We start from the raw sequence: 26,065 nt of genomic DNA, 5'->3' as shown, positions 1-26,065 counted from the left end.
GTCAATGGCGTTGGCATAAGGACCGGGGCCGGTCCCCGGGGAGGGAGCCCGCCGTGCCCAAGCCCGTGGTACCCGAGGACAAACGCCGCCGGCGCAGGCCCACCAGGAGCGGCACCGTGCTGTCCGAGGAACTGATCGTCGAGACCGCGCTGCGCATGCTGCGCGAACACGGCAGCGCGGGACTGACCGCGCGCCGGCTGGGTCTCGCCCTGGACGCCGACCCGAGCACGCTCTACCGCTACTTCCGGGGCATGGACGACCTGACCCTCGCCATCGGCGACGCGCTCATCGGCCAGGCCCTGGCGGGCTGGCGGCGCACGGGGGAGTGGCGGGCGGACCTGCGGTCCTTCGGGCTGCGCATCCACGCCGCGTACCTCGCCCATCCGCAAGCGGCCCTGCTGACCACGAACCGGGTCACGGGCCGGGCCCACGAGCTGGCCGCCGACGAGGCCGTCCTGGACGTCCTGCGCACGGCCGGCTTCCCGTTGCCCGACACCGTGCGCATCTACCACGCCTTCATCGACCAGACCCTGGCCTTCGCCGCCCTGGACGCCGCCTCCCTGGCCCTGCCCAGCGACTCGCTGCACGCCGACGAGGACATGTGGCGCTCGACGTACGCCCGCCTTCCCGCCACCACCCATCCCCGCATCGCCGAGGCGGCGCCCCTGCTCGCCACCCGCATGCTCACCAGTGCCTATCCGGCGGCCCTGGAGATGCTGCTGGACAGCGCGGCGGCCTGCCTGGAGACCCTCGGGAACTGAGGCGTCAAGGCCGCAGCGCCTGCGCCGCCGTCGCCGTCACCGTCTCCGCTACCTGCGCCAGGGCGGGCGAGTCGAGCTTCCACTGCTGCCAGTACAGCGGCACGTCGACCGTGCGGCCCGGGGCGATCTCCACGAGCCGGCCCTCGCCCAGCAGCGGATCCGCCTGGGGCTCCGGAACCAGGCCCCAGCCCAGCCCCGCGGCCACGGCCTCGACGAAGCCCTCCGAGGTCGGCACGTAGTGCCGCAGCGCGCTCGCGCCGTTGCGCCCCCGGGTGAGCCGCCGGACGAAGCCGTCCTGGAAGTCGTCGCGCCGGTCGAAGACCACCACGGGGGCCTGGGTCAGCGCCTCCGCCAGAGTGCCGCCGAGGTGGCGCCCGGCGAAGTCCGGCGTGGCCGCGGGGAGGTAGCGCATCCGTCCGAGCGGCCGGACCGAGCAGCCCGGCACGGGATCCGGTGACGAGGTCACCGCCGCCATCACCGTGCCCTCCCGCAGCAGGGCGGCGGTGTGGTCCTCGTCCTCGCGGCGCAGCTCGAAGCAGAGCCGCAGCTCCTTGGGAACCCGCGAGAGGACGGGCAGGAACCAGGTGGCCAGCGAGTCCGCGTTCACCGCCACGGACACCCGGGTGGGCTCCCCGTCGCCGCTCAGTCCGAGCTCCGCGTACGCGTCGTGCTCCAGTCGCGCCACCTGGCGGGCCAGCCGCACCAGCACCTCACCCGACTCGGTCGGCCGCACCGGCTTCGTGCGCAGCAACAGGACACGTCCCGTGCGCTGCTCCAGCGCCTTCACCCGCTGGCTGATCGCCGACGGCGTCACATGCAGCGCGGCCGCCGCCGCGTCGAACGTGCCCTCGTCCACGACGGCGAGCAGGGTCCGCACCTGATCAAGCGGCAGATCCGTCATCATCACGGTTGCTAATGATACGTAAGAATCTTTAGCTGGACCCAGGGCGGGTGCGTCCGTAGCGTCGACGCCATGACCAGCACCTTCACCGCCGGCGCCGCCGGTTTCGGCACCGGCCTGTCCCTGATCGTCGCCATCGGAGCCCAGAACGCCTTCGTCCTGCGCCAGGGCGTGCGCCGACAGGCCGTCCTCGCCGTGGTCGCCATCTGCGCCCTGTCGGACGCGGCGCTGATCGCCCTCGGGGTCGGTGGGGTCGGCGCGGTGGTGGTGCGGTGGCCGGGCGTGTTGACGGCGGTCGGCTGGACAGGCGGCGCGTTCCTGCTGGTCTACGGGGCCCTGGCCGCCCGCCGGGTGTTCCGGCCCGGCGGCGAGGGGCTGCGGACGGACGGGGAGGCGGCCGGCTCGGTGCGCCGGGCCGTGCTCACCTGCCTGGCGATGACCTGGCTGAATCCCCACGTCTACCTGGACACCGTGTTCCTGCTGGGCTCCGTCGCCGCCGACCACGGTTCCCTGCGCTGGACGTTCGGCCTCGGCGCGGTGCTGGCCAGCCTGTGCTGGTTCACCGCCCTCGGTTTCGGCGCCCGGATGCTCGGCCGGTTCCTCGCCAAGCCGGCCGCCTGGCGCGTGCTGGACGGCCTGGTCGCCGCCACCATGATCGTGCTCGGTGCCGTGCTGATCGCCGGAAGCTGAGACCCGCCGCCGGCCCGGCGGTGACGGGTGCGATAGTGATGCCCGCCCGAAAGATGTAGCGAGCATCGAGGAAGCGGCGCGTGGACGCGAGCGAGAGCACGACCGAAGAGCGGGAGCCCGAACCCCGGACGTCCCGGCGGCGCTGGGCCATGGACACCCGCCCCCTGCGCCGGCCCGCCTACCGGCGGCTGTGGGGCTCGACCATCGTCACGGCCGTCGGCAGTCAGCTCACCGCCGTCGCCGTCCCCAAGCAGATCTACGACATCACCGGCTCCTCCGCATGGGTCGGCGCCGCGAGCCTGGCCGGTCTCGTGCCCCTGATCGTGTTCGCGCTGTGGGGCGGGGCGATCGCCGACACCATGGACCGGCGCAGACTGCTGCTGATCACCAACAGCGGCATCGCCGTCACCTCGCTGCTGTTCTGGCTCCAGGCCTTCGTGGGCCTGGAGTCGGTGGGAGCCCTCATGCTGCTGCTGGCGGTCCAGCAGGCCTTCTGGGGCCTCAACGCGCCGGCCCGCAACGCCTCCATAGCCCGGCTCGTCCCCGAGGACGAGTTGCCCGCGGCGGGCGCCCTCGGCTCGACCGTCATGCAGACCGGGCAGGTGGCGGGTCCGCTGCTCGCCGGTGCCCTCATCCCCGTCATCGGGCTGCCCGAGCTGTACCTCATCGACGCCCTGGCCCTGTGCGTGACGGTGTGGGCCGTGTACCGGCTGCCGTCGCTGCCGCCCCTGGCCGGCGCGGCGGTGCGGCGCGCGGGCGTGAAGGAGATCGCCGCCGGCTTCCGCTACATCTCCGGGCACACCGTGCTGCTGCTGTCGTTCCTCGCCGACATCATCGCCATGGTGCTCGGCATGCCCCGCGCCCTGTTCCCGCAGCTCGCCTCCCAGACCTACGCCCCCTACGGCGAAGGTCTGGCGCTCGGCCTGCTGTTCGCGGCGATCCCCGTCGGCGCCGTGCTGGGCGGGCTGTTCTCCGGCACCTTCTCCCGGGCCCGGCGGCACGGCTGGATGGTCATCGGCGCGGTCGTCGCCTGGGGAGTGGCCATCACCGGCTTCGGTCTGAGCCGCAACCTGTGGATCGCGGTGGCGTTCCTCGCCCTCGCCGGGGTGGCCGACATGGTCTCCATGGTCTTCCGCGGGGCGATCCTGCTGTCCGCCGCGACCGACGAGATGCGCGGGCGCATGCAGGGCGTCTTCACCGTCGTCGTGGCGGGCGGCCCGCGCCTGGCCGACGTGCTGCACGGCACCGCGGGCTCCGCCTTCGGCCCCCGCGTCGCCGTCGCGGGCGGCGGACTGCTGGTCGTCGCCGTGATGCTGGTGCTGGCCGCCGCCGTTCCGGCGCTGCGGCGCTACCGCGTCTGACGTCTCACAGGGCTCCACGCCGGTGCAGCGTGTACTGCTCCATGAGCTTGCCCCGGGTCATCTCCAGCCGGTGCGCGAGCACCTCGGCGACATTGCGCACCAGCATCATCCCCAGTTCCGGGTCCTCCTCGCACAGCCCCAGCACGGCCTGGGCGTCGAACTCGTAGGCCCGCACCGGGCTGAACGCCACCGCGCCGAAGTCCCAGGTGTACGGCGGGAACAGCCAGGACCAGCCGAGCAGGTCGCCCGCGCCGAGGCTGGCCACGGTCACCCGCTGGAGGGAGTTCACCTGCTGGTCCAGCGAGACGGCGCCCGAGCGGATGACCCAGAAGCGGTCGGCCCTGCCGTCCGCCTCGAAGATGCGGGCGTCCTCGGGGAAGGACACCTCCCGGGCGAGGGTCATGAGACGCTGCCGCTGGGGCGGAGGCAGGGCGGTCAGGAGTTTGATCGCTTTGGTCATGCGGAGCTCCTCGCCGGGTGGTCGACTGCGGTGCTGTCGCTGGGGTGCACGGGCCCCTAAGCCCATTTCAGCCGCTGCCGGGGCCCTGAGCACCTCGGCGTACGCGACTTCTTCAGGCCGATGCGCCGGGCATGAAAAAGCCCTGGCTGGACGGGGGAGACCAGCCAGGGCCGTAAGCGGTGGCGCACGGAGGACGAGGGGTCGACTCCGTCACCACGTATGAATGAACGGTAAACCATCTGGGCGGTGTATGCGCCCCCAGGACCGGGTGGCGTGACCTGTTTCACGCCCGGGAGTCACCGAGCGAGCACGCGGACCGTCGCCAACTCCGGGTCCTCGGGGTCCGGCAGGTGCATGCCCGCGTCCAGGCCCGTCCGCAAGTACGCCAGGACCGGCTCGGTCAGGCGCTCGCCCGGGAGGACCGCGGGGATGCCGGGCGGATACGGCGTGATCATCTCGGCCGCGACCCGCCCGGCCGCCTCGGACACCGGCACGCCTTCGGCCGGACCGAAGAACGCGTCGCGGGGCAGCACCGCCTGCTCCATCCGCAGCGCCGTCGGCGACGGCACCTCCACCCTCGGCGCCCTGGGCAGGTCGCCGGCCGCCCGGGCGAGGTCGCGCAGCGCCTCCAGCAGCTCCCCGGTGGTCTCCCGGTCGTCGCCGTGGGTGATCTGCGCGCCGATGCGGCGGTGGTCCACGAGGTGCGCGTCGATGTGCCGGTGCTCGCGCAGCCAGTCCGCCGCCTGGAAACCGGTGATCCCGAGGCCGGTGAGGTCGATGACGCCGGGCAGCGGGTCGAGGTCGTCGGCCAGTCCCGGGCCGCAGAAGTCGTTGCGGTCGTTGACATGCAGCCCGTCGATCTCCTCGATGGCGGCCCGGACCTCGGCGGCGAGCTCCAACGCACCGCCCATCAACTCCTTGCCGCGCAACGCCATCTGCCGCCGCCAGCCGTCGAGGCCCGCGAAGATCAGGACCGAGGGGCTGGTGGTGCCCAGCAGGTCCGCGCGCATCCCCAGCAGCTCCGGCGGCACCAGGTCGCCCTGGAGGTGGAAGACCGAGCCCTGCTCCAGACCGCTGCCCATCTTGTGGATGCTCGTCACACAAATGTCCGCCCCCGCGTCCATCGCCCAGGACGGAAGGTCCGGATGGAACGGCAGATGGGCGCCCCACGCCTCGTCGACGATCAGCGGGCGCGAGCGCCGGTGACAGACATCGGCGATCGCCCGCAGGTCCGCGCAGCCGCCGTACGGCGTGGGACTCGTGACCAGGGCGCCGCGGGCGTCCGGATGCGCGTCGAAGGCCTGGTCGAACTCCTCGGCGGACGGGGGATGGGCGAGGTTGCGTTCGGCGTCCCACCGGGGCTCGACCCAGACGGGCTCGATACCGGAGATGATCAGCCCCGCCACCACCGACTTGTGGGCGTCGCGCCCGACCAGGAGCTTCTCGTGCGGGCCCGCGACCGACAGCATCGCGGCCTTCACCGACAGCGAGCTCCCACAGGTGCTGAAGAACGTGTGCTCGGCGTGCACCGCGTCGGCCATCAGCTCCTGGGCGCGTTGCAGCACCCGGCCCCTGGTGAGCCGGTCGTCCAGGCCGCCCGAGGCCAGCACGTCGCCGTGGAACACCGCGTCACCGAGGATCCTCCGGACCGCCGGGTCCGCTCCGCGGGCCTGCTTGTGCCCGGGCGGCGTGAACGACAGGTGCCCCGTGCGGCGGTACTCCTCCAGGGCTTCCAGAACCGGTGCTCGCGTGTGGTCGGCTGTCATGCGCACCGGGTTCCCGGCGTGTGCCCTCGCAATCCGGCCGTGCCCGCACCGGCACCGCTCCGCGCCCGCTCACCCCTTCGGGGCGTGTGTGCCCGGGGCCACGATCTCGTCCAGCACCCGCAGCACCGCCTCGTACGACATCCGCCGCACGGTCGCGTCGCGGGCCCCCTGCGGATCCGTCGCGTCCAGCTCCTCGCTCCTGGTCCGCCACGTCCGCTCCTCCTGCACCGCGCACTCCCTCGCACGCTGGATGCGCCGCAACAGCTCGTCGGAATCCACCACATCGGTCATGCACCCCGCCTACCCGTCCAGAGCACGGAGATGACATCGAGTCCCGGCCGTCCGGGGTGTTTTCGGGTCTTCCGGGCGGACCGGAGGTTTGCAGGTGCGGGGAGAGGTGAGCCGAAGAGTAAGACCGCGGCGCTCGCGCGGTGCGCGCCCCGGATGTCGCGGCAGGTCTAGGCAAGCAGTGGGTCGGCGGACCCCTGGGCAGGCCCGTGCGGGCGGCCCCGGAACGCGGTCCGGACCCGTTTTCCGTCCGTGCTGTCAGGGAGCTGCAGAATGTGCGAGGAGCACATGATCGATTCCGTGTTCGAGCCGCCCGGCGCCCACCGGGCCCGGCCGTGCAAACCCGCCGAGGCGCGCCGGGCGGTGGAGCGGGCCGTGGCCGAGCGCTGCCGCGCCACCCACACCCCGTGCGACACGGACGCCCTGTCCGACGCCCTGCTCGTCGCCTCCGAACTCACCACCAACGCGATCCTGCACGGCGGGGGCGTCACCGACTTCCAGGTGGACGTCGACGGCCCGGGTGTACGGGTCTCGGTGAGTGACCGCAGTGACGCGCTGCCCGTGACCGCGCCCCGCACCGATCCGCACGGCCGGCTGCGGCACGGCGGCCACGGCTGGCCCATCGTCTGCCGGCTCGCCCGCGACGTACGGGTGTCGGACCTGCCCGCCGGGGGCAAGTGCATCACTGCTGTCGTCCCCCTGTCCTGAACGCCCGTGAGCCGGCACTCGACAGATTGCACTGCAAAGCGGAGTTTGTTCCACCGGGGTCAGGGCAGACGCAGTTTCGTGCTTCGGACCGGAGGCGCGCCAGCGGGAGCGGTATGACTGCCCCGGAGGCCCTCCAGGCGATCCGGGCAGCGTCCTTCCCGCGGTCAGTCCCTGAAACCACCGTTCAGGAGCGAATCCGCATGCTCATCGAAACGCCCACCCATCGTCCCGGCACGCCCGAAACGACGGCCCCCGCTTCCCGGCGGCGTCACGACGACGCCCCCGACACCGCCGCTCTCTTCGCCCGGATGGCGGAGCTGGAGGAAGGCCCCGAGCGGGAGGCCGTCCGCGACGAACTGGTCACCCTGTGGCTGCCCATGGCCCACCGCATCGCCGGCCGCTTCCGCGACCGCGGGGAGTCGATCGAAGATCTCCGGCAGGTCGCCGCCCTGGGCCTGGTCAAGGCCGTCGACCGGTTCGACCCGAGCCGGGGTGCCTTCGAGAGTTACGCCGTCCCCACCATCACCGGCGAGGTCAAGCGGCACTTCCGGGACCGCATGTGGGCCCTGCGGGTCCCCCGCCGTGTGCAGGAGCTGCGCAACAAGGTGCGGGTGGCACGCCGTGAACTCACCCAGAACCCGGGCAGCCCCGAGCCCTCGGTGGCGGACCTCGCCACCCACACCGGCCTCAGCGAGGAAGAGGTCAACGCCGGGCTCGAAGCCCTGGACAGCTTCAGCACCCTGTCGCTGGACGCCGAGCTGTCGGCCGACGACGACGGCTACAGCCTCGCCGACACCCTCGGTGCGTCGGACTCGTCCTACGACGTCGTCGTGGACCGCGAGTCCGCCAAGGAAGGCCTGCGCCGGCTGCCGGAACGCGAACGGGCCATCCTCTACATGCGCTTCTTCGAGGACATGACCCAGAGCCGTATCGCCGACCACCTCGGCATCTCCCAGATGCACGTCTCCCGCCTCATCAACCGCAGCTGCGCCCGCGTGCGCGACGAGGTCCTGGGGCAGCGGACGGGCAACCGGGGGAGCGGCGGCACCTCCGCGACGGCCTGACCATCCGACCCCACGAGGAGCAATGACCATGCTGAGGCCCAACCCCGCCGTGCTGCGCCGACTCGTCGAGGAGTACGAGGCACTGGCGGCCGCCGAGTCCGCCCGCGGACCGGTGGAGCTGAACCCCAGGGCACGGGACCTGGCATACACGCTGTGCGTGTCCACCGGCACCCGGGACGTCAAGCGTGCCCTGGAAGCCGCTCACCAGTGGCTCGCGGCCGCACCCGCACCGGCACGCGAACCCGTCGCGCCGATGGCCGGACGGCGCATGCCGGCCACGGAGCCCGCCTGATCCCCGCGCGCCCCTGACGCCGGGGGAGACGAGGCGCGACGGGGCCCGGCCGACGGCACAAGCCGCGGCCGGGCCCCTGCGCGTCACGACGACGACACCCTAGGAGTTCCATGTCCACAGCGGGGCGGGCGGCAGCCGCCGACGACGGCGAGCTGGAGCGCCTGCGCGCCGAGCTGCGCGACCTGCGCGCCCGGGCCCGGGTGCGCCCGCTGATCTCGCAGGCGCAGGGCATCCTTCAGGAGCGGTACGCGCTGCCGGACGGGGAGAGCGCCTTCGCGCTGATGCAGCGCGCGTCCCAGCGCTACAACGTCAAGCTGCACACCCTGGCCGGAGTCCTGGTGACCGCACCGCGCCCCGGCGGTCCGGACGCCCTGTGGTTCCCGCAGCGCGTCCGCGGGCCGGAGCCCGAGCTGACCTTCACCGAGGCGCACCGGTCCGGCTCCGGCAGCCGCGGAGCCGTCCTGAAGGCCGTGCTGAGGGCCACCTTGACGGTGACCGGCACCGACATGGGCAACGTGCAGCTCACCGATCCGGTCCGGGGAGGCCTGCGCATCGTGAAGCACACCGGGCTCACGGCCGACTTCGTCGACTTCTTCGCCCACGTCGGCGAGGACGGCACGTCCTGCGCGCAGGCCGCCCGGGACGTCTCCCAGGTCACCGTGCACGACGTGGAGAGCGCTCCGGTGTTCACCGAACCCGCCCGGCAGGCCATCCTCGCGGCGGGCAGCAGGGCCTGCCACAGCGTCCCGCTGACGACCGAGTCCGGGCTGTGCGTCGGCATGGTCTCGGCCCACATGGACCGGCCCCTGGACGGACTGACGGCGGCCCAGACCAAGGCCCTCGACACCGTGGGCGGCGAGGCCGGGCGCTGGCTCGCCTGGCACGACCGCACGGTGGTCCTGGACGCCCTGGAGCACCTGCACGCCCTCGGCCGCGCCGGCCGCGGTTCGAGGTTCCGGCGCTCCTGAGCCCGCTGTGGGAGGGGCGTCACCGTACGGCTGTGCCGGCAGCACCCGGCGCGGAACCGGAATCCGCTGGTCCGGGCGTTGTGCAGGGTGTGTGAACGCCGACCCGGGGCATCCGCACTGCCGGGAGGTCGACATGAACACGAGTGCGATGGCACAGAGCGGTCGGTTCCGGGCCCGGCGGATGGCGCGGGGTTCGGTGACCGAGGGGGCGGCACGGGCGGGTTTCGCCGCCCGGGGCGTGATCTATCTGCTCGTCGGAGCGCTGGCCCTGCAGATCGCCTTCGGCGACACCGGCCGGCAGGCCGACCGCGGGGGAGCGCTTCAGGAACTGGCGCAGAAGCCGTTCGGCGCGGTGCTGCTGTGGGCGCTGGGCATCGGGCTGGTCGGCATGGCCCTGTGGCGGCTGTCCGAGGCGCTCTTCGGGTCGGTCGGCAAGGACGGCCGCAGCGCCCGCAAGCGGCTGATGGCGACGGTCCGCTTCGCCTTCTACGTCTTCGTCGCCTACTCGGTGCTGACGTTCGCGATCAGCCGCCACCAGAGCAGCGGATCCAGCGACCAGCAGTCTCGCGACGCCACGGCCAGGGCCCTGGAGATACCCGGCGGCCAGTGGCTGGTCGGCGCGGCCGGCCTGGTGATCGTCGGCGCCGGCGGCTGGATCGCCGTACGCGCGGTGCTGCGCAAGTACCACGACAAGCTCCGGCTCGGGCAGATGAGCCGGCGGACGCGGCAGCTCGTGGACGTCACCGGCGTCGGCGGCGGCGCCGCCCGCGGGCTGGTGTTCGCGGTGGCGGGCATCTTCGCCGTCCGCGCCGCCATCGACTACGAACCCGACAAGGCCAAGGGACTCGACGACACCCTGCGCACCTTCGCCGACACCCCGCTCGGGCCCTGGCTGCTGGTGTGCGTCGCGGCCGGGCTGGTGCTCTTCGGAGTGTTCTCGTTCGCCATGGCCCGGTGGCGACGCGTCTGAGCCGCGTCTCGTGGGGAACACGAAGCCAATGAGCGATTCCGAGATTCCGCATGGCGACGGCCGGCCCGTGGACGTGTACCTGGACCTCCTGCGCATCCGGATGGACACGGAGGACTACCGCCTTCTGATGCGCGCGGTGGAACCGGTCCTCGAGGCGATCGAAGAGGAACGCCTGTCCAGCCTCGACTTCGCGCTCGACTCCGGGCCCGACGACGAACTGCCCCAGGAGGTCCGTGACGAGGTGGCCCTCGTCATCGCCACCGCCGTCACCGGCCGCCTGGACAACGAGGTGGTCGAACTCCACGTCGACGACACCGGCCCGGTCCGGATCGTCACGGACGCCACCACCGCATCCGACCCGATCCGGCTCGGCGAGATAGCCGACTACATCCGGGACCGGCACAAGCAGACCGAGGAACTGCGGGGCATCGCCGAGGTGAGCGGACTGCCCACCGACTTCTGACGGCGGCCGTAAGCCCGTCGGGGCGTCACGCCTTGGGCGCCGCCACCGGCACGCCCAGCGGCCGGGCGAGGCCCACCACGGCCTCGTCCAGCCGCTCCAGATGCCGCAGCACGCGGTCGGTGATGCGGCCGTAGCGCGGTGTGCCGGCGTCGGATCCCAGCAGGGAGGCGATGCTCGGCCCGGTCTCGACCTGCACGCCCGCGTGCTCGTCGGCGACCCGGGCCGCGATGACCCCGATGTTGCGCACCGTGCGCCCGGCGGCCCCGCGCAGTCGCGGGTCCGCCGCGATCGAGGGGTGCGTGGGCAGCAGCTCGGCGGTCGCGGCCAGCGTCCGTGCGTGGTACGCGCACGTCTCCAGCAGCGCCACCACGTACCGGGCCGTGTGGCGGCGGGTCCGCAGCGGGGTGACCGGATGGATCAGCGGCTGGGTCGCGGCCCGCAGATCGGCCAGCGCCTGGTCGAGGTCGCGCGCCTTGTCCAGCAGTTCGTCCGCCGGTCCGCCGCTGAGCTGGCCGACCGCGGCCTCCGTGACCTCGGCCAGCCGCTCCAGCACGGTGCCGAGCAGTTCGTCCGTACGGCGGTCCGTCCGAACGGGCAGGACCAGCGCCGCCGCGACCACCCCGCAGGCCGCGCCGAGGGCCGTCTCCTCGATCCGCAGCACCAGCACGTCGAGGCTGTAGGTGTGCAGCAGGGTGTACAGCAGCCCCAGCATCGCCGTGACGAAGAACGACATCAGCGTGTACGACAGCGGCGCCGTGTAGAACATGGCGAAGATCAGCACCAGGACCAGGGCGAACGCCGTCCAGGTGTGCCGGCCGACCAGCCCCGCCAGGACGATGCCGGCCACCACGCCGAACACCGTGCCCAGCAGCCGCCGGTACCCCTTCACCAGGATCTCGCCCGTGGACGCGGTGTTGAGGAAGACGATCCAGCACGTCAGCACCGCCCAATACCAGCGCTGCGTGGACAGCAGTTCACCGCCCACGATGGCCAGTGAGGATCCGACGGCGACCTGCACGGCCGCCCGTGTGGTGGGCCGCCGCAGCCCGGTCTGCTCTTCCTGCGCCGCTTCCTCGCCGCCGCCGTCGATCGCGGCGTCCTCGGCGTCCAGTTCCTCGCGGGAGCGGGCCGTCGCGGGGCTGTCGTCCGACTCGTCCTGCGGGCCGTCCAGGGCGATCCGCAGCCCGAGCACCGCGCGGGCCGACTCGCCGATGCCGCGGAAGACGTCCTGGACGGCGGCCGAGGCGGGCGGAAGGTTCTCCTCGTCCCGGTAGCCGAGCAGCCGGTTGCGCACATGGGCCAGACCGGTGCCCGTGTCACCGCTGCCGGCCCGCAGCACCAGGGCATGCAGCGCCTGCAGATCGCGGCGCAGCGTGGCGCCCGCCTCGTCCGGCAGCTCCGGCGCGGCCACCGACGGGGCGGGCGCGCCCGGCAGGTGCAGGGTGAGCGTGTCCGCCCGTTCGGCGGTCCGGGCGGTCAGCAGCAGCAGGCCGAGCCGCTCTGCGGCGATCTCGGCGTCGGCGATCCTGCGCTGCACCAGCCGCGCCGCCGATTCGTCCGGGGTGCCCTCCTCCAGCCGTCCCTGGATCATCATCGCCGTCTCGTGGAGCCGCGCGGTGCCGTCGCGGACGGCCTCCAGCGCCTTGTCCATCTCGTCCGCGGGAGCGTCGAGGAGTTCGGCCTGGGCGGCCACCAGCTGGGCCAGCCGCGCCCGGAAGGCCAGGCGCAGCCGCAACAGCACACCGGCGGGCGTCGCGGGTACGACCGCGAACCGCATCAGGGCACTGGAGCAGAACGCCACGGCCATGGCACCGCACAGCGCGGGCAGCGTGGCGGCCGTGGCGCCGACGAACAGGGACAGGAAGTAGATCTGGAAGCCGATCAGCCCGAGCGCGGTGCCCCGGTCTCCGAACCGGCGGCCGTAGACCGCGCAGAAGATCAGGACGACGAAGAAGACGTCACCGACGAAGAGACGCGTGTTGAGGACCGCGCCCAGGGACAGCGAGGCCGCGGCCACCGGCAGCCCCAGCGCCAGCGTCACGGCCTGGGCGGAGAGCTGCTTCTCCCGGATGGCGAAGGTGGCGACCATCGCCGCCATGGCCCCCGCCACCAGAACGTGCACATCGGCCCGCAGCAGGGAGAGCACGGCCAGGGTCAGCGCGATCGCGCCGACCGTCCGCAGCCCGGCCGTCAGACGCAGCAGACCGGGGTCGTTCGCCGCGATCCGGTCCCGCAGTCGTGCCCGCACCGCGCGTCCCGCTGCCCTCACACCGCCGCACTCTCTCCCGACTCACACCAAGATCCGTATCTCAGCATGACACGCCACGGGCGGACGCTCCCGCCCGGCCCGGTCCTACTCCGGCCGGCCGGCCCCCTCGACCTGCGCCCGCACCTGCTCCGGCGACAGATAGGCGTCCGTGTACTCGAAGTCCTTCAGCCGGGCGGCCTTGCGGGCCTGGAACCCCGTCCGCACGAAATCGTCGCCCGCGACGGCGTTGAGCAGCCAGTTCGTCATGACCCGCGTCTTGGCCACGTTGGTGCGCAGCGCCGACCAGTGGTAGCCACGGGCCACGGCCTGGGCGGGCAGCCCCCGCAGTTCGATGCCCAGCGGCTTGGACACCGCGTCGGTGCCGCCGAGGTCGACGACGAGCCCGAGGTCCTTGTGGACGTACGGCTTCATCACCTGACCCCGCAACGACGCGATGACGTTGTCGGCGACGTGCCTGCCCTGCCGCAGGGCGTGCTGCGCGGTGGGCGGGCACATGGCCCCGTCCCCCTTGGCCAGGTCGGGAACCGCGGCCGAGTCGCCGAGCGCGAACACCCCGTCGTCGCCCGGCAGGTTCATCTCCGGGGCGACCGCGAGCCGCCCCTTGACCGTCTCCGCGCCGAGCGTGGCGATGAGCGGACTGGCGACGACCCCGGCGGTCCAGATGAGCGTGCGGGTCGGGATCACCCGCCCGTCGGTGAAGGTGACCTCCTCGGGGCCCGCCTTGGCGATGGAGGTGCCCAGGGAGATCTCGATGCCCCGCCGGCGCAGGATCTCCTGCGCGCTGCTGCCGAGCTTGTCGCCCAGCTCCGGCATCAGCTTCGGCGCGATGTCGATCAGGTGCCACTTGATCAGACCCGGGTCCAGCCGCGGGTAGCGCTTGACCGCCGCGTGCGTCAGCCGTTGCAGGCACGCCGCCGTCTCGGTGCCCGCGTAACCGCCGCCGACCACCACGAACTGTAGCCGCGAGGCCCGCTCCGCGGGGTCCTGGCTCGCGTCGGCCAGGTCCAGCTGCGAGATGACGTGGTCCCGGATGTACGCCGCCTCGGCGAGCGTCTTCATCCCGAACGCGTGATCCGTCAGCCCCGGAATGTCGAAGGTGCGCGTGATGCTGCCGGGCGCCAGCACGATGTAGTCGTACGGCTCGTTGACGATCTCGTCGGTGATGGTGCGGATGACACAGACCTTGGACTTCAGGTCCACGCCGATGGCGCCGCCCGGAATGATCCGCGTGCGGTACTTCTTGCTGCGGCGCAGCGAGACGGCGATCGACTGCGGCGTCAGCACGCCGGAGGCGACCTGGGGGAGCAGCGGCAGGTAGAGCTGGTAGGCGAACGGCGTCACCAGCGTGACGTCGGCCTCGTCCGGGGAGAGTTTCCGTTCCAGACGGCGGACGCACTCCACACCGGCGAAGCCTGCGCCAACCACCAGGATCCTGGGTCGTGTCACGGTGTTCATCCCTTTCTGCGGCTCCAGGCGGTCTGCCTCGAACGCCTTCCGACTGCCCCTGGATCGCTGGTTCGCACCCTTTCGATCCCACCGTGTGTCCCACGGGCGCGCCAGTCGGACGCGGCAGGCAGACGAACGCGTCGATCACCACCATGCCCGCACCGTGGCCGAAAAGCACCAGGCGGGAGTGAAGAACGCGTGCATACCCGGCCGGCCGGACCCGCCGTCAGGACCCTGCGCCACCTTGGACATGACACAGCAACAGGCATACGTCGTCGTCCCGCTCGGAGTCGCTCAGCAGCGGATGCAGGAGCCGGTCCGCCGAGCCCTCCAGGTCCGCGTCCAGTTCCGCGGAACGGAATCCGCCGAGCGCCGAGGCCAGCCGCTCGATACCCGGGTCTATGCCTTGCGCACGCCGCTCCACCAGCCCGTCCGTGTACAGCGCGAGGGTCGAGCCGGGCTCCAGTTGCTCCGTGTGGTCGGCGATCTCCTGGGTGAGGGGGATGCCGAGCATCGCGCCGGGCTTGGCGTCCAGGGTGCGCACGGTGCCGTCGGGCAGGCGCAGCACCGGCGGCGGATGCCCCGCGGCGGCCCAGGTCAGGGTGGGCTCGTCCGGGTGGAACCGGGCGATGACGGCGGTGGCGTACAGGTCCGGCTGGAGGTGGTGCAGGAAGCGGTGCAGCCGGGTCAGCAGCCGGCCCGGGCTGTCGCCGTCGACGGCGTACGCCCGTAGCGCGGTGCGCAGCTGGCTCATCATGACCGCCGCGTGCAGACCGTGTCCGGTCACGTCGCCGATGACGGTGATGAGACCGCCGTCCCGCTGGGGGAACGCGTCGTACCAGTCGCCGCCGATGTTCAGCCCGTGCGTGGCCGGAAGGTACCGCGCGGCCAGACTGAGGCCCGCAGTGGCGGGCAGGTCGGTCAGCAGGGCGCGCTGAAGCGTCTCGGCGATGTCCCGGTTGTGCTCGAAGCGCCGGGCGTTGTCGATGGCGATGCTGGCCCGCCGGGTGAGCTCGATCAGCATCACCGCGTCGTCCGGATCCCAGCGCCCGCCGGGCGGCGACAGCGTCAGGACCCCCAGCGGGGCCCGTCGTGTCGGCAGCGGCACACACAGCAGCGGCCGCCCGGGATCCAGCGCCGACGGCGGCTGGTCCTCGACGCCGGGCAGGTTGCCCGGGTGGTCGGCGGCGTACTGGGGCCGCCCCGTGCGGGCCGCGACGACGGCGGCGGCCGGATGCGGCGCCGACCGGTGCTTGTCCTCCTCGTGGTCGAAGAGCCAGACGTCGACGCTGCTCGCGTACTCCGGCACCAGCAGGTCCGGCAGCCGGCGCACGATCTCCTCGTGATTCAGCGACGCCGTCAGCACGGCACTCGCGTCCGCGAGGAACGTCAGCCGGCGCCGGGCGCTCTCCGCCTCGTTGCGGGCGCTGCGCTCGGCGGCGAAGGCCTCGCGCTGGGCCCGCCCGGCCGCGTCCAGTTCGGCGTGCAGGGCCAGCACGCCCTGGTTGGTCTGGTGCAGCTCCTCGCGGTGGAAGAGGACCAGGTCCTCCTGCTCGGTGAGCTTGTCCAGCACGACGGCCGTGTCCTCGTCGGCGCCGAGCAGCGCCTCCGACAGGGCGGCGGGGTCGGCGGCGACGGTGCCGTCCTCGGCGGCCTCGGCCGTCTCGGGGCAGGGGACCGTGACCTCCCAGAGCGGCTCCCCGGCGGCGCAGGCCTCCGGCGACGGGGTCACGACGACGTGCAGCAGCCCCTCCTCGGTGGGGGAGCCCGCCAGGTCCATGGTGAGCCGCCAGGTGCCGCCCTTGGTGAGGCACTGACGCAGGTGGGCGCTGAGGGCGGAGGCCAGCCGGGTCCGTTCGACGGTGGGCACACCGTACGCGGCGGCCAGGCGCGCGAGCGAGATGCGGGCGCGGGCCGCGTCGGTGACGGTGGTGATCTGCCAAGTGCGCATCATGGGTGTTCCGGCGGTGTCGAGGTCAGCACGGCCACGGCGGTGTCGTCCCGCACCGGCCGGGCGGGACTGCTGGCGTCACGTATCGTCACGGCGGCCGTCACGGCCGGGTCGGTCGCGTGCAGACCGGGGTCGGACGGCGGCGTCCAGCGGCTGGGCAGGCCGTCGGTGTGCAGGATCAGCAGGGGGTCGTCCGTCCAGTCGGCCTGCTCCTCGCGCAGGGTCGCGGGCCGGTGGACCCCGACGATGCCGGGCCGCGACAGCAGGGCCCGCCAGACACCGCCGGTGCGCAGCCGTGCTCCCACGTTGCCGATGCCGGCGAACCGCAGCCGCCCGGCCGACAGGTCGAGCTGGGCCACGGCGACGGCCGCGCCCCGGGTGTCCCGCAGCGCGTCGTGCAGCCGCCGCAGCGACTCGGCGGGGGAGAGGTGGGCCCAGCGGTGCAGCGCCGTGACCGCGGCGGACGAGGCCCGCGCGGCCTCCGGCCCGTGACCCAGCCCGTCCGCCAGCATCAGCGTCACCCGGTCCCCGGCCCGGACCCAGCCCCAGGCGTCCCCGGAGTACTCGGCTCCGCCATAAGGGACGTTCACCCCGCCGGCCCGCACGCCCGCGACCGGCAAGGAACGGTTCTGCGAGGCGGCCCCAGGGGCGATGCGGACCGGTGCTCGTTCGTCCGGCTCGTGCGTCCGCGGGCCTCTGCCCGTGCGCCTGCCGTCTGCCGGGTCCTGGGGCGGTGCGGCCTGGTCACCGGCCCGGCGGCCGGGCATCCCGGGGCCGGACGAGTCGTGCTCCGGCGCTGCCGGGAGGCCGGCCTGTTCGCCGGGAGCGCCGGCGCCTGCCGTGGCGTGCGCCGCTGCCCACGAGGACGTCGCTTCCGCCTCCGCTGTGCCGGTGCCGGTGCCGGTGCCGGTGCCGGTGAGGCCGTGGGCCGGTTCCGCGTGCGGCCCGGGCCGGCCGCACGGCATGTGAGTGCCGGTGAGGTCGTCGCGGCCCGCTGCTCCGTGGAGCCCCGGCTCCGTCTCCCGCGTACGGCCGGCCGCCGCCGGGCCGGGCCCCGGGAAGTCCGGCGCGGTGCCGGGCACCGCCGCGTGGCCCGTCAGGCCGCCGCAGGCCACCGCGCCGAACGGCGGCTCGCCGCCCGGCCACCGTCCGCCGGCGGCCACCCTGCCTCCGGGCCGCACCGACGCCTCACCGGCCCGGGGCGTCGCGCTGACGCGGGCCACCGCGACCGTGCCGCGGCCGGGAACACTGTGCAGGGCGAAGTCGTCGGAGAGGCGCAGGCACGTGCCGAGGCCCGCGCCGAGCGAGCGGGTCGTGGAGAAGCCGTCGCGCAGCGCCGCGGAAACGTCGTGGATGCCCGGGCCGTGGTCGATCGCGGCGATCTGCACCACCCTGGACCCCTCCCGGTCCTCCCTCAGCACGGGCGGGGCGACGATGTCGATGAGCACCTGACCGCCGTCGGCGTGCTTCAGCAGATTCGTCGCGAGCTCGGTCGCGACCAGCGCGGCCGCAGCGGTCCGCCGCTCGTCCAGCCCGGCCAGCGCGGCCGCGCCCTCCGCCGCGACCCGCGCGTCGCGCACCCGGGTCGCGTCGCGCACCGGCACGTCCCACACCCGTGGCATCAGACCTCCTCGCGCGGACGCGGCGGCCGGCCCACCCAGCAGGTGACCCGCACCGTGGTGCCCGACCCCGGCGTGGTGTCGATGTCGAAGTCGTGCACCAGGCGTCGCGCGCCGCTCAGCCCCATCCCCAGACCGCCGCCGGAGGTGTAACCGTCGCTCAGCGCCAGGTCCAGGTCGGCGATGCCCGGCCCCTCGTCGCTGAAGACCAGTCGCAGCCCCTGCGCACCAGCAGTGCCGGCGCGCGTCGCCTCCATCTGTCCGCCACCACCGTGCACCAGGGTGTTGCGGGCCAGCTCGCTGGCCGCGGTGATGATCTTGGTCTGGTCCACCAGACCGAAGCCGAGCCGGGCGGCGGCCTGCCGTACGTGCTGTCGCACCCACACCAGGTCCATGTCCGACCGGATGGGCAAGCAGGCCTCCACGCCCGCGGCGGTGTGCATCACGGACTCTCCTGACGCGGGCCGCCGGAAAGGCGCACCGGGGCCCGCTGGGCGAGGAGCTCCATGCCGGCCTCGGTGCTGAGCGCGGTGCTCAGCCCCGGCAGCGTCAGTCCCAGCTCGACCAGGGTGATGGCGACGGCCGGGCGCATACCGGCCACCACCGTGCGCGCGGCCAGCAGCTTGGCCTGCGCGGCGATCTCGGCCAGCACCCGGCCGAGGAAGGAGTCGACGATCTCCACACCGGAGATGTCGATGAGGACCCCGTGCACCCCGGTACGGGAGATGGTCTCGGCGAGGTCCTGCTGGAGCTGCTGCGCCGTGCTGTCGTGCAGGTCCCCCTGGAGCGTGACGAGCAGGACGTCGCCGAGCCGGAGGACCGGCACGTGGCCGGTCACGGGGCGGGAGCGGGCGTCGTTCACCGCTGACCCGTACCCGGGTTCACGATGTCCGCACCGAGCTGGTGCAGCGCGTAGCCCAGCGCGTCGGCCAGGTTCGCACGCGTGATCACGTCCAGGTCCAGCCCCAGATGCACGATGGTCTGCGCGATGGCGGGGCGGATGCCCGAGACGATGCACTCGGCGCCCATGAGCCGCGCCGCGGCGACCGTCTTCATCAGATGCTGCGCCACCAGCGAGTCGACCGTCGGGACCCCGGTGATGTCGAGGATCGCGAACCGCGCGTGCTGCTCCACGACGGCGTTCAGCAGCGTCTCCATCACGATCTGGCTGCGGGCGCTGTCGAGCGTCCCGATGAGCGGCACGGCCACGATGCCGTCCCACAGCCGGATCACGGGCGTGGCCACCTCCATGAGCTGCATCCGCTGCCGGTCGCTGAGCGCCTGCCACTCGCTCAGCGCGGTCTGCATGGCGACCAGCCGCAGGGTGCCCATCAGCACGGTCAGGGCGGTCGAACAGGCCCTCAGGTGCTCGGGCGGAGCCTGCTCCAGATCGGCGGCCAGCAGGTTCTCCACGGGCGGTCGCAGGGCGGCCAGTTCGCCGGAGACCTGGGTGTTGCTCAGTCCGGCCCGGGACCGGGCCGCTCCCATCCGGGCCAGCTGCTCGCGCACGCCGCTGAATCCCGCGGCGTCCGGGTCCTCCACCTGCTCCGAGTCGGCCACCTGGGCCAGTGCGTCCACGACGGCCTTGCCCGCTTCCACCGCCTCGTCGCGCGAGACGGTGAACACGGTGCGGAACAGAGGCTCGTCCGCCCACCGCTGGGCGATCTGCTCACGCCGGCGGTGCAGGAAGTCCCTGACCTCGTGGCTGGGCGTGGCGAGTTGTCCGTCCGCTTCGTGCTCCGGCACCTGGTTCTCTCCTCATCCGCGTTGCGTCGGCCGAGCCCGCTTCTGGCAACGAGACGGCGATGTGACACTTGCCGGGCGACAACTCTAACCATGCGCCGACCTCGCACGACACCTGCTCCGGCGCAAGCGATCCGGTTCAGGGATACGGCGGTTGGAGCCGCCGTCGGAGGTGTGCGAAGAGCGAGCCGTCGCCCGGGCAGGGCGGAGCGAGGGCCCCGGGCCACCGGCCTTCGCCGGCGCCCTGCCCTGGGGTGCACCCGGACCGTCAGACGTTCGGCCCCTCCGGGTCCGCGGGCTGCTGCTGTCCTTCGTCGACACGGGTCAGGGCCTCGTCGACACTCTCCGATATCGGCACGGTGATGCTGACGCCGGTCAGGTCGAGGATGCGCCGCACGGCCGGTGCCGGGCTGATGACGTGCACGCTGCCCTCGGTCTTACGGGTCTCCTGGTACACCCGCAGGATGATGTTCATCCCGGACGAGTCCATGAAGGGGACGGACGACAGGTCGAGCAGGAAGTGCCGTCGGCCGTGGTGGAGTTGGTTGGCCAGATGGGCCTGGAACTCGGTCGCGGTGTCGACGTCCAGGTAGCCGTCGACCGTGATCAGGGCCACGTCCTCCCGGGGCAGTTCGACTTCCACGGACAGCGGGTTCTGGGCGAGGGGCACGGATACCTCCAACAAGTACTACGGCCTGGGCTGGTCACCTCTGGGGATGACCGCGGTGCGAGGGGATCCCGGTCGTTCTCCGGACTCGACTTCCGTTCCTCATGCGCCTCCCTTCACCGGCGGACTCGGATGTCACCGCGCCCCCGCGATTACCCCGGAAACCGTCCTCCATGCCCCCTCGGCCGGACATCGTCGGGACCGGCCGCCGGAAGTCGCGTGCGGTAGCAGGCGTGTGCGCCGAATGCGCTTGCGACAGGAGGGTAATTGCTGCTGTGGGACGGGGCGGGCGCGGGGCGCCCGCCGGAGAACATGCGATCCGCACATCGCCAGGGAGGATGGGGCAGCGTGGCCATCGACAGAATCTGGTCGTACGCGCCGGACAGCGGTCACACGGAGGGGCAGGACCTGACCGGTTTCGCCGTCGCCGCGACCGACGGAACGATCGGGCACGTGGACCGGGAGGCCGACCCACACGGCATGCGGCACCTGGTCGTCGACACCGGCGTCTGGGTGTTCGGCCGCAGCGTCCTGGTACCGGCCGGAGTCGTCACCGGCATCGACATCACGGGGAGGAAGGTCACACTGGCGTGCAGCAGGGGGGACGCCAAGGCGGCGCCGCGCTTCCAGACCGACAGCGAGACCCGGGACCGGGAGTACCTGCGGGCCGTGGGTGACTACTACGACCGGCTGCCGCCACGCGAGACGGCCGCGGTCTGAGCCGTCCGGGCTGGTCACGGGCGCGGCGCGCCCGTGACGCTCCCGGCTCACCAGGGCATGAACACGTGCACGTCCTTGCCCCGGTCGTCGGCCACCACGCTGACCTGGTCGCACAGCGTGTGGATCAGATGCCAGCCGATGCCCCCGCCGCCGCTGCGCGGATCGAAGGGGCGAGGGGCGGGCTCAGTGGTGCTGGTGTCGTGCAGGACCACATGCACCCCGTCGAACGTCCTGCGCATGCGCAGCGCGAACGGACCCGGGGCGTACTGGACCGCGTTGGCGGCCAGTTCCGTCACCACCAGCAGGATGTCGTCCCAGTACTCGGGAGCAGAGGGCGGGGAGGAGCGTGCCAGATCACGCAGGAACTCCTCCGCGGCCAGCCGCGCGCCTGTCACGTCATGCGGCTCGCCCACGAAGCTGTTCGTGCGGCTCGGGATCTCCTCGGAGGTCAGGGCGTCGTCCCCACGCGGCTCGGTTGACATATCGCCTTTCCGGCCCGGGCGTCAGCTAGGGCTGTCGTCAGGGCTGTCGTCCTTTCTCTTGCGTCGCCACTGTTGCGTGTTCCCGAGGGGACGAGGCCTACGCGTCCGGCCGCACGCTCAGCGGAACACGTTGTCGGAATCGTCCCAGTTCGACGGTTCGTCCGGGGCGCTCGGCCGCCCGGGACGCCTCCGCGACCGGTACATCGCCTCGATCTCGGAAGCGTAGTGGCGCACGATCTCGTCCCGGCGCAGCTTCATCGACGGTGTGAGCAGCCCGTTGGTCACGTCGAACGACTCCGGCAGAACCCGGAACACCCGGATCGACTCCGACGGCGACACCACGCTGTTGGCCGCTGCCACGGCCCGCGCGACCTCCTCCCGCAGCGCGTTCTCCTCCCGGGCCTCCCGCATCTCGCCCTGGAGCGCCAGCCCGGCCCGCCAGTGCGCCAGGAACTCCGGATCCAGCGTGATCAGGGCGCCGACACAGGGCCGGTTGTCCCCGACGACCACCGCCTGGTGGATGAGCGGGTGCATCCGCAGCCGCTGCTCCAGTGCCAGCGGGGCGACACTCTTGCCGCTGCTGGTGACGATGATGTCCTTCTTGCGGCCGGTGATCGTCAGATAGCCCTCCGTGTCCAGCTGCCCGAGATCGCCGGTGGCGAGCCACCCGCCGCGCAGCGCCGCCCGGGTGGCGGCCTGGTCGCCCACGTATCCCTGGAACACCGAGGGGCCCCGCACCAGGATCTCCCCGTCCCCGGCCACCTGGATCTCCATGCCCGGCAGGGCCTGCCCGACCGTCCCGGACTTCTCCCGCCCGAGCGGCTGCATCGTCACCCCGCCCGCGGTCTCCGTCAGGCCGTACCCGTCGTGCACGTAGATGCCGATGCCCTCGTAGAAGAGGGACAGCTCGCGGCTGAGGGGGGAACCGCCGGACGTCGCCCGCCGCACCCGTCCGCCCAGCGCGGCCCGCAGCCTGCGGTACACCGTGCGCTCGTACAGCGCGTGCTGGAGCCGCAGGTCGAAGCCGGGCCCGCGGCCGCGGGCCAGCCGCTGGCGCTCCAGGGCCGCGGCGAAGTCCCGGGCGGTCTCGGCGGCCCGCTCGAAGAGGGCGCCGTGACCGCCCTGCTGAGCGGTGCGCAGGAAGTTCTTGTAGATCTTCTCCAGGACCGACGGAACCGCGTAGAGGTACGTGGGCCGGAACGACTGGAGCGCCGAGGACAGCGCCTCCCCGCTCAGGTCGGCCTGGTGCCCCATCAGCAGCCCGCCGCGCACGCACAGACCCTGGATCATCAGCCCGTACACATGGGAGAAGGGCAGGAACGCGAGCACGGAGCCCTGCTCCCCGCGCGGCGCCGCGGTGTGCCCCCAGCCCGCCAGCAGCGTGTCGCAGGGGCCGGCGAGGTTGCGGTGGCTGAGAGCGCAGCCCATGGCGTGGCCGGAGGTGCCGGAGGTGTAGGCGATGACGGCGGTGGAGTCCGGCAGCACGATGCGGCGCATCGAGTCGACCGTGGCGAGCGGGATCAGCTCGCCGCGCATCGTCAGGTCCGCCAGGGCGCCCGCGTCCAGCTGCCAGACGTGACGCAGCAGCGGCAGCGACGCGCACACCGAGCCGACGGTCATGACGCCCTGCTCGTCCTCGACGACCACCGCCACGCACCCCGCGTCCCGCAGGATCCACTCCACCTGGTCGCGTGAGGCCGTCGGGTAGACCGGGACGACCTCGGCGCCCACGGCCCACAGCGCGTAGCACAGGATCGTCCATTCGAACCGGGTGCGCGCCATGATCGCCACGCGATGGCCCGGCGCGATCCCCGAGGCGATCAGCCCCTTGGCGGCGTCCACCACCTCGTCGCGCAGTTCGATCGCCGTCACCTCCTCCCAGACCGCGGAGGCGGGATCGGCCCGGCGGGCGAGCATCGGCCGGGCCGGTTCGCGGTCCGCCGTCTCGAAGACGCTGTCGGCGAGCCCGCCGGTCAGAGGCGCCACGGCCGGGGGAGCGAGGGCGAGGTCGCGCATGCACTGCTCCTGACGTGTACGGGGTGTGACATTGCCGACGGGTACCGTCATCGGCGGTGCTCGAATGTAGTCGAGTCGGGACCCTTCGGGGTCGGAAAATACGGAACTGGACCCGCTGATGATCTCGGCGTGATCGGGGGACCCGGACGACATGACTCACATCAGCCCCGATCCCGAACCCGAACGCACCCCAGGTCTGGAACCCGGCGGCGGTGTTCCGCCGGGCGAGACCCCACCCGCGGAGAGCAGCATGCCGGAGACGCTGCCCCGCGAGACGCACAACCCCACCAAGGGCTGGGCCAAGGCCCCGCTGACCGTGATCATCGTCGTCACCGTGCTGATCGCGGCGTTCTTCCTGGCCTACGCCCTCGTCCTGATCCTCTGAGCCCACCGTCCGGGCATGCCGGGACGCCTCACGCCTGCGTACGGCGGACGCACTCCGTGACGACGTCCCGAAGACTTCCCGTGCGCTCCATCAGCGCGCGCTGCACCTGAGCCCCGTTGCCCTCCCGCAGCAGTTCGTCACAGGCGGCCTCGGCCCGCGCCAGATCACCCGAATCGTCGAGGGCCTCCCCGACGTGGTCCAGCAGGGCGCGGACGACGGCTTCGGCGGGCATGCGCCGCATGGTCGCGGGGTGCAGCAGCTCGCCCGCGAGTCCGGACCGGGCCGCCTGCCAGTCGGCCAGCCGCAGCAGGCTGACACTGTGGTCCAGCGGCTCGCGGCCCGCTCGCCACTCACGTGCGGCGGTCTCGACGAGCCCCCGGACCAGCGTGGCGATCAGCACGGCCGTGCCGGAGTGCAGACAGACGTCCGAGACGCGCAGCTCCACGGTCGGGTACCGCTGCGACAGCCGCGCGTCGAAGTAGATCATCCCGTCGTCGAGGAGCGCCCCGGTGGCCACCATGTCCGCGATGAGCCGGTTGTACCGCTCGGCCGAGCCGAAGATCTCGGTCGGGCCGGCCGACGGCCAGCGCAGCCACACCCGGCTGCGGTAGCTGTTGTAGCCCGTGTCCCTGCCCTGCCAGAACGGCGAGTTCGCACTGATCGCCCGCAGCACCGGGAGCCAGGGCCGCAACCGGTCGACGACCGCGACGCCCTCCTCGTCGGACTCGACCGACACGTGCACGTGGCAGCCCATGACGAGCTGCTCGCGGGTGGCGATGCCGTACTGCTCCGCCATCCACTGGTAGCGCCGGCCGAAGCCGACGGCGGGGCTGACCGGCAGCGGTGAGGTGGCGAGCGCCGCCACGGTGCAGCCGATCTCCTCCGCGTGCCGCGCCGCCTCCGTGCGGCAGCGGACGATCTCCGCGCGCAGGCTCTCCATGGACGATTGCGGATGGGTGGCGAACTCCAGCATCTGCTCGTGGAGTTCCTTCTCGAACACGTCCTGATCCGCGCCGTTCTTCTCCGCCCGGGCGAGCACCGCTGCGGACAGCGCCCGCGGTTCCCCGGTCTCCGGATCGACCAGGAGGAGTTCCTCCTCCACTCCCACGGTGCGCACCTGATGCCCGCCCTTCTGTGCCCTGCCGCGTCGTACCACCGGGTGCTCCCGGTGGTACGACCCCCAGTGCCCCTCTCAGCGGGGAGGACACCTGGTGGGACGGCGGGACTTCACCCGGCGAACGGCGTCAGCCACACCGTGGCCAGTGGAGGCAGCGTGATCCGGACATGGCCGTCCTCCGGTTTGACCGGATCCGGGTTGGTGACACCGCTGCCGCCGTAGCGCGTGTCGTCGGTGTTGAGGCGCTCCTCCCAGGCGACGACGTCACCCGGCACCCACAGGCCGTAGTCCTGCCGGACCACGGGGGAGAAGTTCGACACCGCCAGGAGCGGCCTGCCCTCGGCGTCGTGGCGCAGGAACGCGAAGACGTTGTCGTCGGCCGAGTCCACCGCCACCCACCGGAAGCCCTCCGGGCGGGTGTCGCACTGCCACAGCGCCGGAGTCGCCCGGTACGCCGCGTTCAGATCGCGCACCAGATCGCGCACGCCCCGGTGGTCGCCCGCCGAGTGGTAGCCGTCGTCGAGCAGCCACCACTCCGGGCCGTGCTCCACCGACCACTCGGCGCCCTGCGCGAACTCCTGCCCCATGAACAGCAGTTGCTTGCCGGGGTGGCCCCACATGAAGCCGAGGTAGGCCCGGTGGGTGGCGCGCCGCTGCCACCAGTCGCCGGGCATCTTCGACACCAGCGCCTGCTTGCCGTGCACGACCTCGTCGTGGGAGATCGGCAGGACGTAGTTCTCGCTGTAGGCGTACACCATCGAGAACGTCATCTCGTGGTGGTGGTACTTGCGGTGCACCGGCTCGTGCGCGATGTACTCCAGCGAATCGTGCATCCAGCCCATGTTCCACTTCAGCCCGAAGCCGAGCCCGCCGGTGCCGGTCGGCCGGGTCCCGACGGTCTCCTTCTGCCAGGCCTGCTGGAACGCGAAACGCGCCGCCTCCACCTCGTGCCGCTGGT

The 26,065-nt window shown here is 72.6% G+C and carries 26 protein-coding genes and 2 pseudogenes; 11 read left to right on the top strand and 17 right to left on the bottom strand.

Annotated elements, in window-relative coordinates; translation table 11 throughout:
• The first annotated feature begins 53 nt into the window (after positions 1 to 53).
• Positions 54 to 761: a TetR/AcrR family transcriptional regulator gene (locus AB0E85_RS30415; protein ID WP_361933774.1), complete on the top strand. Its 708-nt coding sequence runs from the start codon at positions 54 to 56 to the stop codon at positions 759 to 761.
• A gap of 4 nt (positions 762 to 765) precedes the next feature.
• Here AB0E85_RS30415 and AB0E85_RS30410 read toward each other — a convergent pair whose 3' ends face one another.
• A complete protein-coding gene (locus tag AB0E85_RS30410) occupies positions 766 to 1,665 on the bottom strand; it encodes a LysR family transcriptional regulator ArgP (RefSeq protein ID WP_361933839.1) in 900 nt (299 codons plus the stop codon).
• A gap of 69 nt (positions 1,666 to 1,734) precedes the next feature.
• Between AB0E85_RS30410 and AB0E85_RS30405 the strand changes: the two genes are divergently transcribed.
• Both AB0E85_RS30405 and AB0E85_RS30400 read left to right on the top strand, forming a co-directional pair.
• On the top strand, positions 1,735 to 2,352 hold the full coding sequence (locus AB0E85_RS30405; RefSeq protein WP_361933771.1) for a LysE/ArgO family amino acid transporter: 618 nt from the start codon (positions 1,735 to 1,737) through the stop codon (positions 2,350 to 2,352).
• Between the two features lie 80 nt (positions 2,353 to 2,432).
• Positions 2,433 to 3,713, top strand: coding sequence for an MFS transporter (locus tag AB0E85_RS30400; RefSeq protein ID WP_361933769.1), 1,281 nt, complete (start codon positions 2,433 to 2,435; stop codon positions 3,711 to 3,713).
• Between the two features lie 4 nt (positions 3,714 to 3,717).
• Here the strand turns inward: AB0E85_RS30400 and AB0E85_RS30395 are convergent, their stop codons facing one another.
• The 3 genes from AB0E85_RS30395 to AB0E85_RS30385 all read right to left on the bottom strand — a co-directional run bounded on the left by AB0E85_RS30395 (position 3,718) and on the right by AB0E85_RS30385 (position 6,230).
• A complete protein-coding gene (locus AB0E85_RS30395; RefSeq protein WP_161368419.1) occupies positions 3,718 to 4,173 on the bottom strand; it encodes a cyclic nucleotide-binding domain-containing protein in 456 nt (151 codons plus the stop codon).
• Positions 4,174 to 4,469: 296 nt separating this feature from the next.
• The gene (locus tag AB0E85_RS30390) at positions 4,470 to 5,939 is read right to left on the bottom strand and encodes an ornithine decarboxylase (RefSeq protein ID WP_361933767.1); all 1,470 of its coding nucleotides are present in this window, start codon (positions 5,937 to 5,939) and stop codon (positions 4,470 to 4,472) included.
• 69 nt (positions 5,940 to 6,008) lie between these two features.
• Complete coding sequence (locus tag AB0E85_RS30385; protein ID WP_361933765.1) at positions 6,009 to 6,230, bottom strand: hypothetical protein; 222 nt, start codon at positions 6,228 to 6,230, stop codon at positions 6,009 to 6,011.
• A gap of 270 nt (positions 6,231 to 6,500) precedes the next feature.
• Between AB0E85_RS30385 and AB0E85_RS30380 the strand changes: the two genes are divergently transcribed.
• The 6 genes from AB0E85_RS30380 (at position 6,501) to AB0E85_RS30355 (ending at position 10,692) form a co-directional block, all read left to right on the top strand.
• The gene (locus AB0E85_RS30380; protein WP_062924912.1) at positions 6,501 to 6,935 is read left to right on the top strand and encodes an ATP-binding protein; all 435 of its coding nucleotides are present in this window, start codon (positions 6,501 to 6,503) and stop codon (positions 6,933 to 6,935) included.
• A gap of 200 nt (positions 6,936 to 7,135) precedes the next feature.
• Entirely contained in the window at positions 7,136 to 7,999 is an 864-nt protein-coding gene (locus tag AB0E85_RS30375) for a SigB/SigF/SigG family RNA polymerase sigma factor (RefSeq protein ID WP_361933763.1), read from the top strand.
• Between the two features lie 28 nt (positions 8,000 to 8,027).
• On the top strand, positions 8,028 to 8,291 hold the full coding sequence (locus AB0E85_RS30370; protein WP_361933760.1) for a DUF5133 domain-containing protein: 264 nt from the start codon (positions 8,028 to 8,030) through the stop codon (positions 8,289 to 8,291).
• 110 nt (positions 8,292 to 8,401) lie between these two features.
• On the top strand, positions 8,402 to 9,259 hold the full coding sequence (locus tag AB0E85_RS30365) for an ANTAR domain-containing protein (protein ID WP_361933758.1): 858 nt from the start codon (positions 8,402 to 8,404) through the stop codon (positions 9,257 to 9,259).
• A gap of 133 nt (positions 9,260 to 9,392) precedes the next feature.
• The gene (locus AB0E85_RS30360) at positions 9,393 to 10,229 is read left to right on the top strand and encodes a DUF1206 domain-containing protein (RefSeq protein WP_361933756.1); all 837 of its coding nucleotides are present in this window, start codon (positions 9,393 to 9,395) and stop codon (positions 10,227 to 10,229) included.
• A 28-nt stretch (positions 10,230 to 10,257) separates the two neighbouring features.
• Entirely contained in the window at positions 10,258 to 10,692 is a 435-nt protein-coding gene (locus AB0E85_RS30355; RefSeq protein ID WP_062924908.1) for a hypothetical protein, read from the top strand.
• A 25-nt stretch (positions 10,693 to 10,717) separates the two neighbouring features.
• Here the strand turns inward: AB0E85_RS30355 and AB0E85_RS30350 are convergent, their stop codons facing one another.
• The 9 genes and pseudogenes from AB0E85_RS30350 to AB0E85_RS30310 form a co-directional block, all read right to left on the bottom strand.
• A complete protein-coding gene (locus AB0E85_RS30350; protein ID WP_361933752.1) occupies positions 10,718 to 12,961 on the bottom strand; it encodes an FUSC family protein in 2,244 nt (747 codons plus the stop codon).
• 84 nt (positions 12,962 to 13,045) lie between these two features.
• A complete protein-coding gene (locus tag AB0E85_RS30345) occupies positions 13,046 to 14,416 on the bottom strand; it encodes an NAD(P)/FAD-dependent oxidoreductase (RefSeq protein ID WP_361933750.1) in 1,371 nt (456 codons plus the stop codon).
• Between the two features lie 217 nt (positions 14,417 to 14,633).
• On the bottom strand, positions 14,634 to 16,361 hold the full coding sequence (locus tag AB0E85_RS30340) for a SpoIIE family protein phosphatase (RefSeq protein ID WP_361933747.1): 1,728 nt from the start codon (positions 16,359 to 16,361) through the stop codon (positions 14,634 to 14,636).
• Positions 16,358 to 16,963, bottom strand: a pseudogene (locus AB0E85_RS30335) (SpoIIE family protein phosphatase); the annotation flags it as partial. The pseudogene AB0E85_RS30335 and the gene AB0E85_RS30340, both read right to left, overlap by 4 nt.
• 606 nt (positions 16,964 to 17,569) lie before the next feature.
• Positions 17,570 to 17,980: pseudogene (locus AB0E85_RS30330) on the bottom strand (anti-sigma regulatory factor); the annotation flags it as partial.
• Positions 17,980 to 18,420 carry an anti-sigma regulatory factor gene (locus AB0E85_RS30325; protein ID WP_361933836.1) on the bottom strand — a complete coding sequence of 147 codons (441 nt, stop codon included), beginning with the start codon at positions 18,418 to 18,420 and terminating at the stop codon, positions 17,980 to 17,982. The gene AB0E85_RS30325 and the pseudogene AB0E85_RS30330, both read right to left, overlap by 1 nt.
• Positions 18,420 to 18,839: an STAS domain-containing protein gene (locus tag AB0E85_RS30320; RefSeq protein ID WP_361933745.1), complete on the bottom strand. Its 420-nt coding sequence runs from the start codon at positions 18,837 to 18,839 to the stop codon at positions 18,420 to 18,422. The genes AB0E85_RS30325 and AB0E85_RS30320 overlap by 1 nt, the downstream gene beginning before the upstream one ends.
• Positions 18,836 to 19,723: an STAS domain-containing protein gene (locus AB0E85_RS30315; protein WP_361933743.1), complete on the bottom strand. Its 888-nt coding sequence runs from the start codon at positions 19,721 to 19,723 to the stop codon at positions 18,836 to 18,838. Before AB0E85_RS30315 ends, AB0E85_RS30320 begins: the two co-directional genes overlap by 4 nt.
• A 265-nt stretch (positions 19,724 to 19,988) precedes the next feature.
• The gene (locus AB0E85_RS30310) at positions 19,989 to 20,390 is read right to left on the bottom strand and encodes an STAS domain-containing protein (RefSeq protein ID WP_361933740.1); all 402 of its coding nucleotides are present in this window, start codon (positions 20,388 to 20,390) and stop codon (positions 19,989 to 19,991) included.
• Positions 20,391 to 20,735: 345 nt separating this feature from the next.
• Between AB0E85_RS30310 and AB0E85_RS30305 the strand changes: the two genes are divergently transcribed.
• A complete protein-coding gene (locus tag AB0E85_RS30305; protein ID WP_361933737.1) occupies positions 20,736 to 21,107 on the top strand; it encodes a PRC-barrel domain containing protein in 372 nt (123 codons plus the stop codon).
• Between the two features lie 47 nt (positions 21,108 to 21,154).
• Here AB0E85_RS30305 and AB0E85_RS30300 read toward each other — a convergent pair whose 3' ends face one another.
• Together AB0E85_RS30300 and AB0E85_RS30295 are read right to left on the bottom strand one after the other, a co-directional pair.
• On the bottom strand, positions 21,155 to 21,589 hold the full coding sequence (locus AB0E85_RS30300; RefSeq protein WP_033309377.1) for an ATP-binding protein: 435 nt from the start codon (positions 21,587 to 21,589) through the stop codon (positions 21,155 to 21,157).
• A gap of 117 nt (positions 21,590 to 21,706) precedes the next feature.
• Positions 21,707 to 23,605 carry an AMP-dependent synthetase/ligase gene (locus AB0E85_RS30295; RefSeq protein ID WP_361933735.1) on the bottom strand — a complete coding sequence of 633 codons (1,899 nt, stop codon included), beginning with the start codon at positions 23,603 to 23,605 and terminating at the stop codon, positions 21,707 to 21,709.
• 151 nt (positions 23,606 to 23,756) lie between these two features.
• On the opposite strand from AB0E85_RS30295, the gene AB0E85_RS30290 reads away from it, so the two are divergent.
• Positions 23,757 to 23,990 carry a DUF6480 family protein gene (locus tag AB0E85_RS30290; RefSeq protein ID WP_107460137.1) on the top strand — a complete coding sequence of 78 codons (234 nt, stop codon included), beginning with the start codon at positions 23,757 to 23,759 and terminating at the stop codon, positions 23,988 to 23,990.
• A gap of 28 nt (positions 23,991 to 24,018) precedes the next feature.
• Here AB0E85_RS30290 and AB0E85_RS30285 read toward each other — a convergent pair whose 3' ends face one another.
• Positions 24,019 to 25,107 (bottom strand): glutamate--cysteine ligase, encoded by a 1,089-nt coding sequence (locus AB0E85_RS30285; protein WP_361933732.1) that lies wholly within the window; start codon positions 25,105 to 25,107, stop codon positions 24,019 to 24,021.
• Between the two features lie 110 nt (positions 25,108 to 25,217).
• On the bottom strand, positions 25,218 to 26,065 hold an 848-nt coding region (locus tag AB0E85_RS30280; RefSeq protein ID WP_361933730.1), incomplete at its 5' end, for an alpha amylase C-terminal domain-containing protein.

The sequence above is a fragment of the Streptomyces sp. NPDC029044 genome, assembly GCF_040637495.1.
Taxonomy (GTDB): Bacteria; Actinomycetota; Actinomycetes; order Streptomycetales; family Streptomycetaceae; genus Streptomyces.
Note: the sequence above shows the minus strand (reverse complement) of the source record. Positions and strands in the feature narration are given on the sequence as shown.

Bases quoted from the DNA above. Each gene is read 5' to 3' on its own strand.
- AB0E85_RS30410 (WP_361933839.1), bottom strand. From the start codon at position 1,665: ATGATGACGGATCTGCCGCTTGATCAGGTGCGGACCCTGCTCGCCGTC.
- AB0E85_RS30405 (WP_361933771.1), top strand. From the start codon at position 1,735: ATGACCAGCACCTTCACCGCCGGCGCCGCCGGTTTCGGCACCGGCCTG.
- AB0E85_RS30395 (WP_161368419.1), bottom strand. From the start codon at position 4,173: ATGACCAAAGCGATCAAACTCCTGACCGCCCTGCCTCCGCCCCAGCGG.
- AB0E85_RS30390 (WP_361933767.1), bottom strand. From the start codon at position 5,939: ATGACAGCCGACCACACGCGAGCACCGGTTCTGGAAGCCCTGGAGGAG.
- AB0E85_RS30385 (WP_361933765.1), bottom strand. From the start codon at position 6,230: ATGACCGATGTGGTGGATTCCGACGAGCTGTTGCGGCGCATCCAGCGT.
- AB0E85_RS30380 (WP_062924912.1), top strand. From the start codon at position 6,501: ATGTGCGAGGAGCACATGATCGATTCCGTGTTCGAGCCGCCCGGCGCC.
- AB0E85_RS30375 (WP_361933763.1), top strand. From the start codon at position 7,136: ATGCTCATCGAAACGCCCACCCATCGTCCCGGCACGCCCGAAACGACG.
- AB0E85_RS30370 (WP_361933760.1), top strand. From the start codon at position 8,028: ATGCTGAGGCCCAACCCCGCCGTGCTGCGCCGACTCGTCGAGGAGTAC.
- AB0E85_RS30365 (WP_361933758.1), top strand. From the start codon at position 8,402: ATGTCCACAGCGGGGCGGGCGGCAGCCGCCGACGACGGCGAGCTGGAG.
- AB0E85_RS30360 (WP_361933756.1), top strand. From the start codon at position 9,393: ATGAACACGAGTGCGATGGCACAGAGCGGTCGGTTCCGGGCCCGGCGG.
- AB0E85_RS30355 (WP_062924908.1), top strand. From the start codon at position 10,258: ATGAGCGATTCCGAGATTCCGCATGGCGACGGCCGGCCCGTGGACGTG.
- AB0E85_RS30345 (WP_361933750.1), bottom strand. From the start codon at position 14,416: ATGAACACCGTGACACGACCCAGGATCCTGGTGGTTGGCGCAGGCTTC.
- AB0E85_RS30340 (WP_361933747.1), bottom strand. From the start codon at position 16,361: ATGATGCGCACTTGGCAGATCACCACCGTCACCGACGCGGCCCGCGCC.
- AB0E85_RS30325 (WP_361933836.1), bottom strand. From the start codon at position 18,420: ATGCACACCGCCGCGGGCGTGGAGGCCTGCTTGCCCATCCGGTCGGAC.
- AB0E85_RS30300 (WP_033309377.1), bottom strand. From the start codon at position 21,589: ATGTCAACCGAGCCGCGTGGGGACGACGCCCTGACCTCCGAGGAGATC.
- AB0E85_RS30295 (WP_361933735.1), bottom strand. From the start codon at position 23,605: ATGCGCGACCTCGCCCTCGCTCCCCCGGCCGTGGCGCCTCTGACCGGC.
- AB0E85_RS30290 (WP_107460137.1), top strand. From the start codon at position 23,757: ATGACTCACATCAGCCCCGATCCCGAACCCGAACGCACCCCAGGTCTG.